The 16,497-nt window shown below is 62.8% G+C and carries 12 protein-coding genes; 8 read left to right on the forward strand and 4 right to left on the reverse strand.

Features of this window, described 5'->3' with window-relative positions; genetic code table 11:
* Window positions 1–20: 20 nt before the first annotated feature.
* Window positions 21–1,046 (reverse strand): 4-hydroxy-3-methylbut-2-enyl diphosphate reductase, encoded by a 1,026-nt coding sequence (gene ispH / locus VSR71_RS20800; protein WP_342915731.1) that lies wholly within the window; start codon window positions 1,044–1,046, stop codon window positions 21–23.
* A 231-nt stretch (window positions 1,047–1,277) separates the two neighbouring features.
* Here ispH and hpnA point away from each other — a divergent pair, with 231 nt between their 5' ends.
* The gene (hpnA, locus tag VSR71_RS20805; RefSeq protein WP_342915732.1) at window positions 1,278–2,282 is read left to right on the forward strand and encodes a hopanoid-associated sugar epimerase; all 1,005 of its coding nucleotides are present in this window, start codon (window positions 1,278–1,280) and stop codon (window positions 2,280–2,282) included.
* 43 nt (window positions 2,283–2,325) lie between these two features.
* Here hpnA and VSR71_RS20810 read toward each other — a convergent pair whose 3' ends face one another.
* Window positions 2,326–3,474 (reverse strand): glycosyltransferase, encoded by a 1,149-nt coding sequence (locus tag VSR71_RS20810; protein WP_342915733.1) that lies wholly within the window; start codon window positions 3,472–3,474, stop codon window positions 2,326–2,328.
* Window positions 3,475–4,012: 538 nt separating this feature from the next.
* Between VSR71_RS20810 and VSR71_RS20815 the strand changes: the two genes are divergently transcribed.
* Genes VSR71_RS20815 through VSR71_RS20825 form a run of 3 tightly spaced genes read left to right on the forward strand, consistent with a single transcriptional unit; the run spans window position 4,013 to window position 7,362 of the window.
* Window positions 4,013–4,714 carry a hypothetical protein gene (locus tag VSR71_RS20815; RefSeq protein ID WP_342915734.1) on the forward strand — a complete coding sequence of 234 codons (702 nt, stop codon included), beginning with the start codon at window positions 4,013–4,015 and terminating at the stop codon, window positions 4,712–4,714.
* Window positions 4,711–5,169 (forward strand): (2Fe-2S)-binding protein, encoded by a 459-nt coding sequence (locus VSR71_RS20820; protein WP_342915735.1) that lies wholly within the window; start codon window positions 4,711–4,713, stop codon window positions 5,167–5,169. The genes VSR71_RS20815 and VSR71_RS20820 overlap by 4 nt, the downstream gene beginning before the upstream one ends.
* 18 nt (window positions 5,170–5,187) lie before the next feature.
* Entirely contained in the window at window positions 5,188–7,362 is a 2,175-nt protein-coding gene (locus VSR71_RS20825; RefSeq protein ID WP_428979444.1) for a molybdopterin cofactor-binding domain-containing protein, read from the forward strand.
* 155 nt (window positions 7,363–7,517) lie between these two features.
* Here VSR71_RS20825 and VSR71_RS20830 read toward each other — a convergent pair whose 3' ends face one another.
* Both VSR71_RS20830 and VSR71_RS20835 read right to left on the reverse strand, forming a co-directional pair.
* Window positions 7,518–8,309, reverse strand: a complete 792-nt coding sequence (locus VSR71_RS20830) for a type IV pili methyl-accepting chemotaxis transducer N-terminal domain-containing protein (protein WP_342915737.1) — start codon at window positions 8,307–8,309, stop codon at window positions 7,518–7,520.
* A 13-nt stretch (window positions 8,310–8,322) separates the two neighbouring features.
* Entirely contained in the window at window positions 8,323–9,003 is a 681-nt protein-coding gene (locus VSR71_RS20835; protein WP_342915738.1) for a type IV pili methyl-accepting chemotaxis transducer N-terminal domain-containing protein, read from the reverse strand.
* Between the two features lie 962 nt (window positions 9,004–9,965).
* Between VSR71_RS20835 and VSR71_RS20840 the strand changes: the two genes are divergently transcribed.
* The 4 genes from VSR71_RS20840 (at window position 9,966) to VSR71_RS35330 (ending at window position 16,255) form a co-directional block, all read left to right on the forward strand.
* The gene (locus tag VSR71_RS20840) at window positions 9,966–10,337 is read left to right on the forward strand and encodes a hypothetical protein (protein WP_342915739.1); all 372 of its coding nucleotides are present in this window, start codon (window positions 9,966–9,968) and stop codon (window positions 10,335–10,337) included.
* Window positions 10,338–10,849: 512 nt separating this feature from the next.
* Complete coding sequence (locus tag VSR71_RS20845; RefSeq protein ID WP_342915740.1) at window positions 10,850–12,496, forward strand: hypothetical protein; 1,647 nt, start codon at window positions 10,850–10,852, stop codon at window positions 12,494–12,496.
* Window positions 12,489–15,041 (forward strand): hypothetical protein, encoded by a 2,553-nt coding sequence (locus VSR71_RS20850; RefSeq protein ID WP_342915741.1) that lies wholly within the window; start codon window positions 12,489–12,491, stop codon window positions 15,039–15,041. Before VSR71_RS20845 ends, VSR71_RS20850 begins: the two co-directional genes overlap by 8 nt.
* An 896-nt stretch (window positions 15,042–15,937) precedes the next feature.
* Window positions 15,938–16,255: a protein NO VEIN domain-containing protein gene (locus tag VSR71_RS35330; protein ID WP_428979445.1), complete on the forward strand. Its 318-nt coding sequence runs from the start codon at window positions 15,938–15,940 to the stop codon at window positions 16,253–16,255.
* Window positions 16,256–16,497: the final 242 nt, after the last annotated feature.

Below are 16,497 nucleotides of genomic sequence, written 5' to 3' on the forward strand. Positions count from 1 at the left end.
GCAGCTTCCTCTGTTTGGGTTTAGCCGGCGATATTCTCGTTGGTGCCGGCAGCGGCAGGCGCGGTGTCGGCCTCGGAGCGGGCGGCAGCCTTGCCAGCCTTGCGCGGCGCGGCGGACGGCCTGACGTCGACCAGTTCGGCGGGCAGGCGGAATTCGGCATGCTCCTCGCGCCCGGCCATGGTGGTGACCTCGACCGGGCCCAGCTTGCGCAACGCGGCGATCACGTCCTCGACCATTTCTTCGGGCGCCGACGCGCCGGCGGTGATGCCGACCACATTGGCGTCGCGCACCCAGGCCGGGTCCAGTTCGCTGCCGTCGGCGATCAGGTAGCTGGGCACGCCGCTTTCGGTGCCGATCTCGCGCAGGCGGTTGGAGTTCGAGCTGTTGGTCGCACCGATCACCAGGATGACGTCGGCCAGCTTGCACAGGTCGCGCACGGCGCTCTGGCGGTTTTGCGTGGCGTAGCAGATGTCGCGCGTATCGGGGCCGACCAGGTTGCTGAAGCGGCGGGCCAGCGCGGCGATGATGTTGCGGGTGTCGTCAACGCTCAGCGTGGTCTGCGTGACGTAGGCCACCGGCGTTTCGGGCGGCAGGTCGAGCTGCTCGACCTCGGCTTCGTTCTGGACCAGGATCACCTTGCCCGGGATCTGGCCCATGGTGCCTTCCACCTCGGGATGGCCGGCATGGCCGATCAGGATCACGGTGCGCCCGCTGGCAGCGTACTGGCGGCCCTGGGTATGGACCTTGATCACCAGCGGGCAGGTCGCGTCGATGGCATGCAGCTGGCGCTGGCTGGCATCGGCGACCACCGCGCGGGAAACGCCGTGCGCGCTGAAGATGGTCACGGCGTTGGCCGGGACTTCGTCGAGTTCTTCGACAAAACGCGCACCTTTCTCCTTCAACCCCTCTACTACGTGCTTGTTATGCACAATCTCATGCCGCACGAACACCGGCGCGCCGTGCTTGACGAGGGCGCGGTCGACGATCTCGATCGCACGCACCACGCCGGCACAGAAGCCGCGGGGTTGAGCCAGAATCACCTGCATAAAGTAGACCCCCTGACCCTTTGCAACGGGTTTCAGCAATTGGGATGGCAGGATTTGCGATCACGTCCGGCGCCGCACCGGAGATCCATCAGGATCACATTTCCGTCGCACGATGGTTACTATATACCCGACACGCGCGCTTTGTCTGGCAGCGCCGCCGCACGGCGGGCCAGACGACGCGCGCTCCGGGCCGCCTTTGCGGCGCTTGTGCCTCTCTGGGAAATCGGCTTTATGACGAGAAACGATGACGTGCTGGTGACAGGGGCTTCGGGTTTCCTCGGATCAGCGGTAGCGCGGCAGGCGCTGGCGCGGGGTTTCAGCGTGCGCGTGCTGGTACGCCCGCAGAGTCCGCGCACCAATCTGGCCGGCCTGCCGGTGACGGTGGCCGAAGGCGACATGCGCGACGGCGCCGCCGTGGCCGCCGCGCTACAGGGCGTGCGCTACCTGTTCCATGTCGCCGCCGATTACCGGCTGTGGGCGCCCGATCCGGAGGAGATCGTGCGCACCAATGTCGATGGCACGCTGGCGGTGATGGAGGCCGCGCAGCGCGCCGGCGTCGAGCGCGTGGTCTATACCAGCAGCGTCGCCACGCTGCGCGTCGCCGGCGCGCAGGCGCCGGTGGACGAGACCGCGGCGCTGCACCCGCACGAGGCCATCGGCGCCTACAAGCGCAGCAAGGTGCTGGCCGAACGCGTGGTCGAAAGGCTGGTGGCCGAGCGCGGCTTGCCCGCGGTGATCGTCAACCCGTCGACGCCGATCGGACCGCGCGACGTCCGGCCCACGCCGACCGGCCGCATCATCGTCGAGGCGGCGACCGGCAAGATCCCGGCCTTTGTCGATACCGGGCTGAACCTGGCGCATGTGGACGATGTTGCCGAGGGCCATTTCCTGGCGCTGGAGCGCGGTCGAATCGGCGAACGCTACATCCTGGGTGGCGACGACGTGATGCTGCAGCAGATGCTGGGCGATATCGCCGTGCTGTGCGGCCGGCGACCGCCTGTCATGCAGCTGCCGCGCTGGCCGCTGTATCCGCTGGCGCGCGCGGCGGAAGCGGCGGCGCGGGTGACTGGCAAGGAGCCGTTCGTTACGGTCGACGCGCTCAACATGTCGCGGTACCGGATGTTTTTTACGTCGGACAAGGCGCGCCGGCTGCTGGGCTATGCGCCGCGCCCGTATCGCGAAGGGTTGAGCGATGCGCTGGCGTGGTTTCGCACGCAGGGATATCTGGGGAAGTGAGCGGCAAGTGAGCGGCAAATGAGGGGCAAGTGAGCGCTACGGCTCAGGAGCGCACCGGCGCCTGCGCGCGCCCCTTCCACTGCCCGCCGCGGCGCAGCCAGTAGCGCCGCGCCGAGTCGATGGTGGCGCCCAGGTAGAACAGCGCCGTCACCGGCAGCAGCGGCGCCAGCCACGCCGGCTGGCGGTACTCGCGCAGCATCGGCTGGTAGGCGAACGCCATCGCGCCCCATGCCAGCCACGCCGGCCACAGCCGCCAGCCGCCGGCCAGCGCCAGCAGCGGCGGCGCCAGGTAGGTCAGGGCCATGCCGGCCACCGCGCCCGCCAGCAGCAGCGGCGAATAGCGCAGCTGCGTATAGGCGCTGCGCGCGATCATGTCCCACAGGCTGCGCCAGTCGTCATAGGGGCGCAGCGACAGGCTGTCGTCGGCCAGGTCCAGCCGGATCGCGCCGCCGGGCTTGATGCGCGCCGCCAGGCTGCAGTCGTCGATCAGCTCGCCGCGGATCGCGGCAAAGCCGCCGATGCGCGCCAGCGCCGCGCGCCGGGCCAGCATGCAGCCGCCCGCCGCCGCCGCCACGCGCGAGCGTGGGTCTCGCACGCGCGCAAAGGGGTAGAGCTTGGCGAAGAAAAAGACGAACGCGGGCACGACCAGCCTTTCCCACGCCGATTCGCAGCGCAGCCGCACCATCAGCGAGACCAGGTCGCGCCGCTCGTGCTCCGCGCGCGCCACCAGCGATGCCAGCACGCCGGGGCCGTGCCAGATGTCGGCATCGGTCAGCCAGACATAGCGGGCATGCGCAGCGATGCCGTCCGCTTCGGCCAGCCCCTCGGACTGGGCCCAGACCTTGCCGCTCCAGCCGGGCGGCAGCTCGCGCGCGCCGACCACCGCAAGCGCCTGCGGACGCGCGGTGGTCGCGGCAGCGGCGCGGGCGAGATCGGCGGTGCCGTCCTGGCTGTGGTCATCGACCACCACCAGCGTGAGCCGCGCCGGATAGCGCTGGCCGAGCACGCCGGCCACCGCGCGTGCGATCACCGCGGACTCGTTGCGGGCCGGGATGATGGCGACCACGTCGGGCCATTGCGCCGGCGCCGGCGCGGCGGCCGGCTTGTGCACGCGCCAGAAGCCGGCGCGCAGCCAGACCAGTCCGCACCAGGCCACCAGCGTCAGCCACGACAGCGCCAGCGCGATCTCCATGGCCGGCTTCAGCAAACGGCGCGCCGGCCGGCAGTGGCGGCGATGCGGCGCGGCGCGGCGCAGGTGTCAGGCGTCTCGGACATTCGGCCCCCTGGCAATGGATTGCCCGGGGGCCATTGTAGCGAGGCGCGCCATCACGCGCACCCGCTGGCGTTCAGGCGCGGTAGCTGACCGGCCCGCGCGAGCGCAGTAGCAATGGCTGGCGTCGCCGGCTCGCCGACCCCGCCTCGGCATAGGCCATGGGGGTGCTGCTTGCTGTGAGCCGGGCAAGAAAGTGTCGATGGTGCGCGCCGGCACGGCGTGAATCCCAACCGGCTTTTCCACTGGGCGCAAGCTGTTACCAGGACGGCAGCCTGTCGGCCGTCAGCGCCGACGAGGGCCTGCGATTGTTGAAAGTAAGGCCGCGTCTTGCCAAGGATCGCATCAGGCACTACAACAAATCGAGTCGGACGCCGAAGGAGGACATATGGAGACAAACTCCCGCGTGGACTTTCGTCCAGTCTCCCTTTGCCGCGTTACGGCCGCTTATGCCATGGCAATGTCCACCGTCGTCTGCGCGGCAGGCCCCGGCGGCACATTCCAGCCCACGCAGGTGTCGGCGGCGCCCGATCGCAATGCTGGCTTGCAAGCCTTTGCCAACATCGAACGCGTCCTACTGCATCCCCGCTGCCTGAATTGCCATGTGCCCGACGGCCCACTGCAGGGCGACGCGAAGGCGACGCACTATCCCGTGGTGCAGCGCGGCGCCGACGGCAAAGGAGTTGCACCGCTGCAATGCGCCACCTGCCATGGCACGCAGAACAGCCCGCTCGCGCATGCGCCACCCGGGCTGGATACCGATGGCCAACCAGGATGGCACATGCCACCGGCGAAGATGAAGATGTCCTGGCTTGGACTCAACGGCCCTGCGCTGTGCAAGGTGTTTCGCGATCCAAAAGCCAACGGCGGACGTTCGCTCGCGATGCTCGAAGAACATATGGTCACAGACCACCTTGTTGCCTGGGGCTGGCAGCCGGGGCCGGGCCGCACTTTGCCGCCGCTGGACAAGGCAGCTTTTGACGAGCAGGTGCGCACGTGGATCCGCAATGGCGCACCTTGCGATACGCGCGAACCACTGCGTACCTCGGTGGGGCCAACCCGCGCCGCTGCTGACGAGACATTGGTGAAGGATTTGCGCGAGATCGCGCGCTCGGGCGTCATGACAAACACGGCGCGCGCAGGCAACGGGAGCCAGCCATGATCTCATTTCGACTAAATGGCAAGACACAGGAAGTTGATGTGCCTGGCGACATGCCGGTGCTTTGGGTGCTGCGCGACACGCTGGCTCTGACCGGGACCAAATTCGGCTGCGGCATCGCGGTATGCGGGGCGTGCACCGTCCATGTCGACGGACAGCAGCGTCGGGCGTGCGTGACACCGATATCCTCTGTCGCCGGTCGGCAGCTCACCACGATCGAGGCTATCGGCGACGACAAGGTAGGCCGCGCGGTGCAGGAAGCCTGGGTCCGTCACGATGTTGCGCAGTGCGGATATTGCCAGAGCGGCCAGATCATGTCCGCAGTGGCGCTCCTCAAGGCTAATCCGCGTCCGACGGACGCCGACATCGACCGCGCCATGAGCGCCAATTTGTGCCGCTGCGGCACCTACGCGCGCATCCACGCTGCGGTCAAGGACGCGGCAAAGTCCATCGGCTGAGGAGAAGCCATGATACGCATGCAGCAGGCAAGTGGCGGCGTCGACCGACGGACATTCCTGAAACTGAGCTTTGGTTCCGGCTTCGCGCTCTGCGCTTTTCCGGTGGGCGCGCAGACGGCTGGTGGTGCCTCGTCCGAATCGCCCACGCCCTTGGTCCCGCCATCGGCCTTTGTCGGTATCGACGCCGATGGCACCGTGACCGTCACCATCGGCAAGCTCGAATTCGGGCAAGGCGTGCAGACGGCTTTGCCGATGATCGTGGCAGAGGAGCTCGACGCGGACTGGAGCAAGGTGCGCTGCCAGCTCGCCCCCGCCGGCGAGGCCTACAAGGATCCGGTCTTTCACATGCAGATGGTCGGCGGCTCGACCAGCATGAAGAACTGCTGGACGCAGTATCGCGAGGTCGGCGCGCGCATGCGTGCAATGCTGCTTGCCGCGGCCGCCAAGCGCTTCGGTGTCCTGCCCGCGCAGCTGAAGGCCGACTCGGGCGTGGTGAGTGCGCCCGACGGCCGCCGCGCCACGTACGGCGAGCTGGCCGCGGCCGCGCTGGCTGAGCCAGTGCCAGCGAACGTGCAGCTCAAGTCGCCGCAGCAGTTCCGGCTCATAGGCAAGCCTGTCGCCCGGCTGGACGCACGCGACAAGTCCAACGGCAGGCAACAGTTTGGCATCGACATGATGTTGCCCGGCATGCGCACCGTGGTTATGGTGCATCCGCCGGTGTTCGGCGCCCGAGTGGCTCGCGTCGACACAGCGCCCGCAAAAGCGATCGCGGGGGTGGAAGACATCTATCAAGTGCCACTAGTCGGGGGCGCCACCGGGCTGGCTATCGTCGCTAGCGGATTCTGGTCTGCACGCGTGGCGCGCGAGGCGTTGCAGGTGGAATGGGATACCACGGGCGTCGAGAAGGCAGACAGCGCCGCGCTGCTGGCACGCTACCGCGAGTTGGCGGCGCAGCCCGGCGCGCAAGTGAGCACGGCCGACACCTCCGCGCTGGCCACTGCGCCGCACAGGATCACGGCCGAATTCACCTTCCCGTACCTCGCGCATACGCCGATGGAGCCGCTTAACTGCACCATCGACTTCCGTGGCAACCAGTGCACGGTGTGGGCCGGCTCGCAGTTCCAGACCGTTGACCAGGCCAATGTTGCAGCCGTACTTGGCCTGAAGCCGGAACAGGTGACCTTCAACACCATGATGGCCGGGGGCGGCTTCGGTCGACGCGCAGTGCCAACCTCGGATTATCTGTTCGAGGCCGCGCAGGTGGCCAGGGCGCGATACATCGCAGGTCGCCGCGAGCCGATCAAGATGATCTGGATTCGCGAAGACGACGTACGCGGTGGCTACTACCGCCCGATGCACCTGCACCGAGTGGAAATTGGCCACGACGGCAAGGGCAAAGTTCTCGCCTGGAAGCACGTCATCGTTGGCCAGTCCATCACAATGGGCACGCCGTTCGAGCCCTTCACCGTCAAGAACGGAGTTGACTCCACCATGGTCGAGGGTGTGGCCGGTAGCCCCTATCCGTTCCCGATCGCGCTCCAGGTCCATCACCCTAAAGTCAATGTGCCGGTACTGTGGTGGCGCTCGGTGGGCCACACGCATACCGCCTTTGTCATGGAGACGCTGGTCGACGAACTGGCCCGCTCGGGCGGAATTGATCCGGTGGCGTATCGCCGCACGCTGTTGCGCGAGCACAAACGGCACATGTCGGCGCTGGACCTGGCGGTCGAGCGCTCAGGCTACGGCAGGCGTCGCCTGGCGGCCGGGCGGGCCTGGGGTGTGGCGGTACACGAATCATTCGACACCGTGGTGGCGTACATCGTCGAGGCTTCGATGCGTGGCGATCAGCCCGTTGTGCATCGCGTGACCGCCGCTGTGCACTGCAATATGCCAATCAACCCGCGCACGATCGAAGCGCAGGTCCAGGGCGGCCTGTTGATGGGACTGGGCACCACGCTACCAGGCGCGCAAATCACGCTAAAGGACGGCGTGGTGCAGCAAAGCAACTGGAACAATTACCGGCTGGCCACGCATGCAGACATGCCTGCGCAGGTTTCAGTGCACGTCGTGCCCTCGGCCGATCCGCCGACGGGTATCGGTGAGACCGCGGTGCCGCCGATCGCCCCCGCATTGGCTAACGCGGTGGCGGCGCTTACTGGCAAGCGGTATCGCAGCCTGCCGTTTATCGCATGACGGGATGCAGCAATTGCCGCGCTGGTACTTCGTGCCGGCTTCGAGCTGGCCCCCGCCGCCAGCACACAGGGGCATCGCGGCAATGAAGTGTGGTCATGCCTGATTGAAGCTGTGCATCTGCTCCGGACTGCGTTCCGCGAGGCCGACAGATTCCGTTATCTGGCCATTCCTTCGTACATGCCCGTGACGTCATCCATTACCTGAAGAATCCGCTCGCTGGTCGTGGCGATGTTTCTCAACTGCTCCGCGCGACTGCCTCCGGTCTGTTTGAGCGCCTCTTCAAAGAAGAGCCACTGAGAGCCAGCAAGCTGCAGTTTACTGCGGATTGCCGGCGTGTTCTGCGGCGCTTCGGTGAGAAGCTCCTGCGCGGCCGCGAACTCCCTGGCGGCGCTGTCCAGTTCCTGGGCCATCTGCGGGGAGGTGATACCCCAGGCGCGGAACATGCTGGCCTTGGCAATTCTCTGCGAAAGCATGCGCTGTCGGCCGGCAACGTTGATCAGTTTGCCTGCGGCGGTGCCGGAATGCCTTTCGAGTTGTACGGTTCCTTGCTGCGCAAGTTTCAGTACGTCCTCGCTGGAGATTGCGATTTTCTTCGCGTTTTCTGGATTCGGCTCGCTTCCGGTTAGCAACTGCTTATAGACGATCCACGTCTGCCCGAGCCTGTCATAGGTGTCCTTGATTTCAGGCGTGGGAGCAAACGCCTTCAGATCCGCGAGTTGCCTGTCGAAGAGCGCCACGGACTCGTCGAGGATCCTCCTCGAACGTTCCGCTTCGACGCCAAGGCCGGCCTGGCAATATGCCTTGGCCATACGCTGGGAAAGCATGCGCTGGCGGCCCGCCTTGTTGACCGCCGAGTGGATGGTCAGCGCTTCGGCGAAGGCGGTCCCGGCTGAAACAAGGCCCACGAGGCAGAGAATCAACCAGTAGGAACAGTGGAAACGTTTCAAGGTCGTCTCCATGTCAATGTCGAGGTGAGCCCTTAGACGCGTTGCTTGAGCCGACGAGATGGCGGACCAGTTGATCCATCTCCTTAATGATGTCCGCCAGCACCTGCGTGATTACGGAGAACTCCCTGCCGTACTCTCCCGCCCGTGCCGCGGAGACGCGCGCGTTCATTGCGACGATGTTTGCCTGCATCGAAATGCTGCTGAGGCGCTCGACGAGGTCGGCCTGGCGTTTGCGCACGGCAAGCTCGCAAGCATGCATTTCCTCCTGATAGGCCTGCGTGACGGCTTGCAGCAGGTCCAGTATTGGCGTGGCCTGCATCACGAGTGCGTTGAGGGAGGATGTTCCCCCGGCGGTGTCAGCCGAAGGCGCGTCGATTGCTGTCCGGGCCTGTGCGATGAATTCACGGATCCGTGCATCGGCACGCGCATTGCCGAAGTACAGTTGTTGGAGGGCCACTGAGAATGCGCCCGGCAAACGCTCATTGCCAGTCACGAGATCCGAATGCGCGGATTCGAACATCGACAGGCACTTGCGAGCGCTCTCGCGGGCAGTTCGATCTCCTCCTGAGGCGAGCAGCATCTGGAGCACGATCCGTTGCGACAACATGCGCTGCCGTCCGGAAAGATTGATCAACGCACCGATGGTCTCAGCGGACACTTCGGCCTGGGGTGACTGAGTGGAGGCGGTATTCATTCATTGCCTTGCAGGTGGTGTCGAAACAGACGCGCATCTGCGTTGACCGGCAATCAAAAAAGCGCCCCGATGCAAGTGGCCGCAAACCTCGTTTCCGGTTCGCTGTTACCTTGCTTCGGAGCGCCATTGCCCCAGCCGCTCCTTTCGGAGCGCGTCATCGCGACTTGCCTTTGTTGAAAGGCCGCCATTGGCCCGTGTTCCCTGTCGCAATATGTGTGCCATACCTCACGCGAGTCGCGGCGAGCCGCGGAGCAGGGTATTGACAGGGCCGGACGAATCGACCGCACTCATTTCGTGCCAAATGCTTCACGGCGATGCGCCGTCGGTCAATGGCCCCGTGCACCCAACCCTCGGCTAGGCTCGTTGGCCCACCTGCGGGGAACCGGAATTCGCCGGACTGCGATTCCTAATAAATCAATGACTTAACACCTAATTCCGACGCGGCTCAGCCGTCTTAGAACCGGAGTTAGCCGGACTGCCGTGAAAAGAGGCGCGAATTAGCCGGACTGCTCCGCTGGCATCCCTGGCGCACATTTCGCTGGCCTTTCATCCCCAACCTCGAAGTGCGACCTGGTTATCGGGTGCTCCGGCCCGGCACTGGCTCTTGCCGACCCGTTGCCGTCATTCGGGCCACGGGCAGCTTCAACGTCCAGTTCCGGAAGACCAACGGCCAAAGGCACCCCATCAATGCTGCGCCGCACAAAGGCACGCTCGTGCGGACATTTGAAATGGCTGGCCCAACATTTCAACGTGAGGGCGATGCGGTGTAGGGCCTTCAGGTCTCACTTTGGGTTACTGATGAATCACATAGCGGGCGATTTCTTCAAATGCGATGTGAGCTGCACTCAGGCCCCGTTGGCATGAAATGTCAATCCGGCGGTCGGCTATGCAAAGCCTCGCTCTGAGGTCTTTCCTACAGTGGTTAGGAAGCGGCGAAAAGACGCCGCCCAAAGTGGGAAATCATGAAAAAGCTTTTCGTTGCCGCTGCTCTTGGCCTTCTGGCTTCGGTCAGTGCTCATGCCGAATGGGTGCCTCTTAAAGACGACCCGGCTGTCGAGATTAATACGAGTGGTCTCAACCTGAAGGGGAACTATCGAAATGCGTTCGTCCAGATCAAAGGTGACGATACCCTAAAGGACGGTAGGCGCTACGACCGTATGGCCATGCAGCAGGAATTCGACTGCCGCATGTCCTCGTTCCGGATTACTCACCTTGTCTTTTACGACGGGAACCGGATTGTGGAAAGCGTTCAAGTCCCGGTAGGTACACCGTTCACGCCAGCCATGCCTGATACCCATGGCTTCAGTACCGTTATGGCCGTGTGCAATTCCTGATTTGTGTCCCGGGAGATCGGTAGTTGGCACCTTGGCCGCCCGGGGGATTCTTTCTAGCTATAGCTTTTTGAAGACAGGGCAATTCTGCTCCATTGACGGCCTGATACCGTAGCGCTTCTTGTAGGTGTTCACGCTTAATGACACCTTCCGACGAGCATCCCCTTTGCCTGCTGCTGGCCGGAAGGGGGCCCCGGAGGGTAGGTGCACGGTGGCCCGCTAAGCGCGATCCCGGCCAGCGGCTGCTAGGGGACGCTAGCGGCGATCCCGATCCACCGACGACCTTCAAATCTCCCGTGCTAACGTGACTCTTATTAACGACGAAGCATTCAATGAACGAGTCGCCGATCGACCTTGACTGTATCCTTCTCCCACCGGTCCTTTAGAATTAAAAAATTCTGCCGACAGCGTAGAAGAAACCGTCGATTCGGCTATTGTGCAGACAGAACGGACCCGCTGCGCATGCCACGCCATTCCGTTCTTCAAATAGAAGACGGCCATCAAGCGAGAGAGAAATGAAAGTCGATACCGCGTGGGTTGAACCTCCGCACTCCATCGGCGGCTTGGATCACCTCGGCGCACAGGCGCCGTGCGTCCTTATTTACGGCCAGCTATTGCCGGGTATCACGAACGTCACTGACCGGGCACGCTATTACTCCTTCTATCCGTGGCTCATATGGTCGCTCGCTCAACGCTTTCCGGATGACGAGGGCGAGACATCGTTCGTCGAACGATTTCGGCGGGCCGATTGCCTGTTCACGCTGATCGCCGAACACCACGCGCAATGCACCGACAAGATCAGCGAGCGCCACGGCGCAGCGATGGTCGGTCGACAGAAGCTGGTCAGCGCGGTGCAACGAGTGCTCGACGGCGGGACACTGCAGCTCGTCAGGTTCACCGCCAACGACTCCGCAGACCGATACTTCATGAATCGCATGGGTGGACTTTCCCAGTACTATGCGGGCACGCTCGCTGACTTGCGCGTGCTGGACGGCGGCAGAAAACCATGGTTTCGATTCACCAAGGAAGTCGGCAAGCCAATTGCAGAAGCCTTTGATGCGTCGGTGCCGGCATACCTCTTCTGGAACATTATCGAGCGTGGTGAGGTCGCTGACGCCGACCTTCGGAAACTGCATGCGTTTTGCCCGTGTCATCTTCGAAATGCGGGCTCGAGCGAGCGCGAGCAGCTCACCGACATTTACTTCGACCGGCAGCGTGAGTACGGCGAAGAAGGCACTCAGCGCAAACGTTCGCTGGCGCTGATCCAGCGCCTCATCGACAATCTGCCGCCCGGTATCGAGTTTGCCGAATACGTATTCCGCGCCGCCGTGTATGGCAACGCGCTACCTGGCGCGAAGGGCTGGAACATTCCGGCCGATCTGGCGTCCACGCGTGAGAACTGGGCCGTCTACGTCCGCAACGATCTGCTATCGGTTGCGGTTCAGACGATCTTCGCGCTTGCCTTGAACAAGTTGTCCCCGCAGACTGCGGGCGAGCGCTACGTGTGCGACACGGTCGAGGCCTTCGCGAAGGCATTCGAGGAATCGGACCACGTGACTGGCTTCGTTGCCGACACGGGCTGTGCGACGTTTGGAGCGTGGCTCTCGAACATCGAATCGGCAATGCCAGCGCTCGGTGAGTGGTCCGCGGACGGTCACGAGATGCCGCTAGCTCAAAACATGGTGTCGTCTTGGGGGCGCGCTAGCGACTCTGCGCTGCTTGCGTCGGCTATGCGGGTGCTTGCGATACTCGCTATTCGCGACGATTTGAATCGCGCGCCCTATGAGGGGCTCGCGATCACGCCACAAGCGCTGCATGATTACCCCATAAATCTCTATACGTTCCGGCTCAGAACTGCAGCGTGGCGCGAGATGCCGCTAGGCGACGTGGTCTACGACGTCGTCGCGTGGTGCATGAATACGCATTTGCGCGTTTCATTGCGCAAACTTCATCGCACGAGTTCGGCGACGTTTCGCTTCCGTCCTTCCGAGCGCGGTTTGCAACTGACAGATGGAAACATACCGGCGCCGTCCAATACCACGCCGCGCTTTCGTCAGGCGTTCCAGATTTTGATGGACATAGGCGCGGTCGTGCGCGATGGCGACAAACAGACGTCGTTGAGCGTGGAAGGCAAGCAGTTGATGGAGGCCGTCAGTGGCTGATTCGATTTCCCTTTTGAATGTCATCAAGGAAGGTGGCTTCGACGCATCGCTGATCACCTCGTTCAACGCGAGTCTGCCCTTTTACGAGGAGGTCGTGCTGCGTCGCCTGGTGGCGGCAGGATGTCAGCAGAACATCGTCTTGATGGATCACGCGCAATGCAGTTTGAGCTGGCAATCCGAAGCGACCCGTCCAAGGCTTGCAGGCACGGCGTATTCGCTCGTGCCGGTAAGCGTGCCCGGGGCGTTCCATCCGAAGGTCTGCATTTTGGCCGGCAAAAAGAAGGCGGCGATTCTCGTCGGCAGCCACAATCTGACGCTGTCGGGCTTTGGCTACAACCGGGAGATCACGAACTGGGTGCACGTGACCGATCGTAAGGATCGGGAAGGCACCGCCTTGCTGGACTCAGTGTGGCAAATGGTGCGCGAATGGATCGAACTCGCACGGCCACATGTGCCGCCCTCCTTGATCGAAGCGGTGCTTTCCTTCTCCAGAAGCGTGGCGCCATTGTCGGCGCCGGGCGCGGCCACGACGACCGTCGCGTTGCACCAATGCCCGGGAGGAGCGTCGCTCATCGAGCAGATCGGCGCGCGTGTGAAAGGCGAAGTTCGGAGGATTGGGGTGACCGGCGCGTTCTTCGATAGCGACTTGGCTTTCGTCGCCTATCTGCACGAACGCTGGCCGCAGGCCGACGTGGTCGTCGCGATTGATCCGGAAACCGTGCATTTGCCAAGCATGCGTGAGGTGCTGGCGCGTTTCGTGGACGCGAGGCTTCTCTGGACGAACGCCGGCAATCGCGGCGACAAGTACCTGCATGCGAAGGCGCTTTACATCGAGCAGACGCATGGCGATGGGAACGCACTCATCTCCGGAAGCGCCAACCCCAGCCGCCCCGCTTGGATGGGCAATCGAAACAGCACGAATGTCGAAGCGGTGGTTATGCGCATGGGCCCGGACGCACAGGCAACGGCAGAGGCGCTGGGTTTGCTCGGCATGTTCGCGCTGCCAGCGCTTTCGGCCTGCGAACTCGAGGCCACGGCTGCGCGAAGTGTCGCCGAAGTACGCACGACCGATGAATCTGCCGAGCCCTTCTTGATAGGTGTGGCGGCAAGCCCCAACGAACTGCGAATCGCGACGCCAGGCCTGGCAATTGAGCTTGGCAGTGCGAGTCTGTTGAGTGACAGTCTGGACGTGATTCAAGCGAATATCGCCGCCACTCGGACGGGAGACGTTTTGAGCGTTCCCGTCTCGGTCGACATGAAGCTGGTCCGTGCGTGCGACTTGTTCATGGGTAGCGAGCGCGTGGCAAGGGCGATGATCGCGCACCCGCATTTGCTGATGGCAGAGACGCAATCGTCGCATCGTCAGGTTCGCGATGCGCTCGGTGCATTGGACCCGTCCGGTGAGACCATTTCGGAGATGCTCAAGGCGGTCGAGAATGCGATCTTCGAACCGGCCGCCGAAGAAGAGGTGCAGAACGAAGTGCGATCGCGGCGTGGATCGGCGCACGCCGGCACAGCGAGTGGCGGCCGGCCCGACACATTCGAAATCAGCGTAAGCGAGCTTCGTCAGGCCAGGAAACGTCGCCGTCTGGTCGAATCCGCCGATATCGTCACGCTGATCGACCTGTTGACCCACAAGATCGGTCAGGAGCTACAGGCGCAGCCGACCGTGCCTGTGGACAGGTCAGGCCGCACCGAGGAAGAACAGGTCAATCAGGACGACGGCCCAGAGCAATCGGACGACACGCCATGCGTTGACGCGCAGGCCCAGGCACTCCAAGATGCCGAAATCGCGCGGCGGGTCGCCAAGAAAGTGACGAACCTTATCAACCGGATGCTCCTCAAGCTGAAGAAGGCCGACCAACCCGACACCAAGGCGCGAGCGGTCGTTCAACTCATCGCCGTACTTTCGCTCGTGAAAGAGCTGGTGCGTATCGAGCGCCTGCCCCGTTGGCGAATGGCGCGTGAGTTCCTCGTTCCTGAGGCCGATCGCCGTCGCTTCCTGGACGAATCCATACGCTATTTGTTCAGTTCCAGAACGCGGCTCATCGACACACTGACGGACGACACCCGCGCAGAAACCGAGGAAGCAATTCAGCTCCGTGTGCTGCTGTTGTGGCTGGCATGGAGTGTCGGCGACAAGGTTCCTGAATCTCCAGTTGACGCGTTCGACCCGAACGGTCAGAACGAACAGTTGCGCGCCAAGGCGATGTTCCTCGCCCTTGCGCCCCCCGTTGCCGGCGACGAGACTGCGAGCGACGAACTCAGGCGCTACACCGCGGCGACGCTTCGGCCCAATCCTCTGGACGCCGCGCGCGCGGACAGATGGATTCGGCTCACCAACGAGTTTGGCCGGATCTGGAGCAGGGACTTGTCCGATGCGCCGCGAATTGAGGTAGGCGGATGTTGCATCGTGGGAGACGGCAGCTATCCTCGCGTCGTCGCTGATGTCCGCGGTGAACTGGTCGGTTTCTGGGACTTCGGGTCCACCCAATCCTTCAGACAAGACTTTGTGATGGCGGTCCAGCCGGAAGCGGGGTCCTGACGGGCCGCCGCAGTATCGGTCATCGCCCTCAACCGCCGCTAGCTTCCGATCGAGGAAATCGAGCAATAGCGGTCCGATTTCATTGCGTTTGTATTCCAGGGCGAAATGCCCGGTTTCGAGCACAGCAACTCCGCAATCTCGCTCCCCAATGACAAGTTGGTCGAGGAGCTCGGCATAATAGATATACGCGGCGAGCCCGCAGTTCATAACCAGTCTAGATAAAAAATGAAAAAAGTCCTGTGGGTGAAATTTGGGTGGTCCGAGTACTATAACGGTGGCCTAGTCAACGGCAATTTCGCGTGGCTGGTTGAGAACGGTGGGAAAAACGGGGGGGCGGCCATGAAGCTTTTAATTTCATGCCAATAAACGGAACTTACTATTGCTACGTACCGCCTCACGCTGGTGGATACGCGCCAACAAGTGAAGAACCCACCGGCTGGACAGTAATCTGCCTTGCTAAAAATCCCGAGCACCCTGGTATCCATATCGTTGGGTGGTATGAGAACGCCACACTTCTTGGAGAATGGCTAGCCGTCAACAGGACTTGTGACAAAACGTGGCGACACAGATCACGCCGCGTACGACTGGTCATATTGCATCACTAGCAGAACCGCCTACTTCGTACCGCCCCAGTTCCGCAACATACCGTTCTCGGATGATTCCGTTCGCCAAGCAAAATATATGTATCTCGCGGGTCCGGACATCAAAGTCGATGATACGAGGCGCAGAGTTCTCAATCTGCTTGAGGATCGCATCAAAACGCTGCGTCCTTTCGCCGTTGCCAATCCCAACGAAGAGGAGTCTGCTGATCCTGAACTTGACGCGATTGATCCATTGAAGGGATTCGGTACCCAGAACAACGAAAACGTGTCGAGAAAGCAGCGGAAAGCGCAGTCATTACCCACTACAAGGGCAAAGGGTTTGATTGCGAACGAGTCACGCATCTTCCATGTGGATACGACTTCATCTTCTCAAAGGGGAGGACAACGTTGCACGTTGAAGTCAAAGGAACGTCAGGCGACGTTCCACAATTTTTCTTGACCCGCAATGAGTATGGAAAGGGTATGCGATCGAATTCACGGTGGCGCTTGGCGATGGTCACGTCAGCCCTGAGCGAACCGAACGTTGTGATCTACGATGCGGTAAAACTTCAGAAGACTTTCGATCTCGATCCCTATGTGTATGTTGGGAAATTCGTTCCGGCTGTGATTTAAACAATGGGTCTTTTAGGCCACCGGCAACTATAGTCACTCTTGAACGTGCGTGGGAATGTCGCCGTCTCTTGTGCACTACGAACTCGAGGTTCGAATGACCGCACTCGCGCACCCACGTAGGTCCGTTCGTGGCCCGGGAAGGGACCTTGGAGCCTCCTCCCGGCCCGGTAGCTTGACCCTCAAACGCTATGTCCGCTTGGAAATGCCACGACCCTTCTGCGGCTGGCGCCGGCTTCCAGCGC

Source organism: Cupriavidus oxalaticus (genome assembly GCF_038900635.1).
Taxonomy (GTDB): Bacteria; Pseudomonadota; Gammaproteobacteria; order Burkholderiales; family Burkholderiaceae; genus Cupriavidus; species Cupriavidus oxalaticus_B.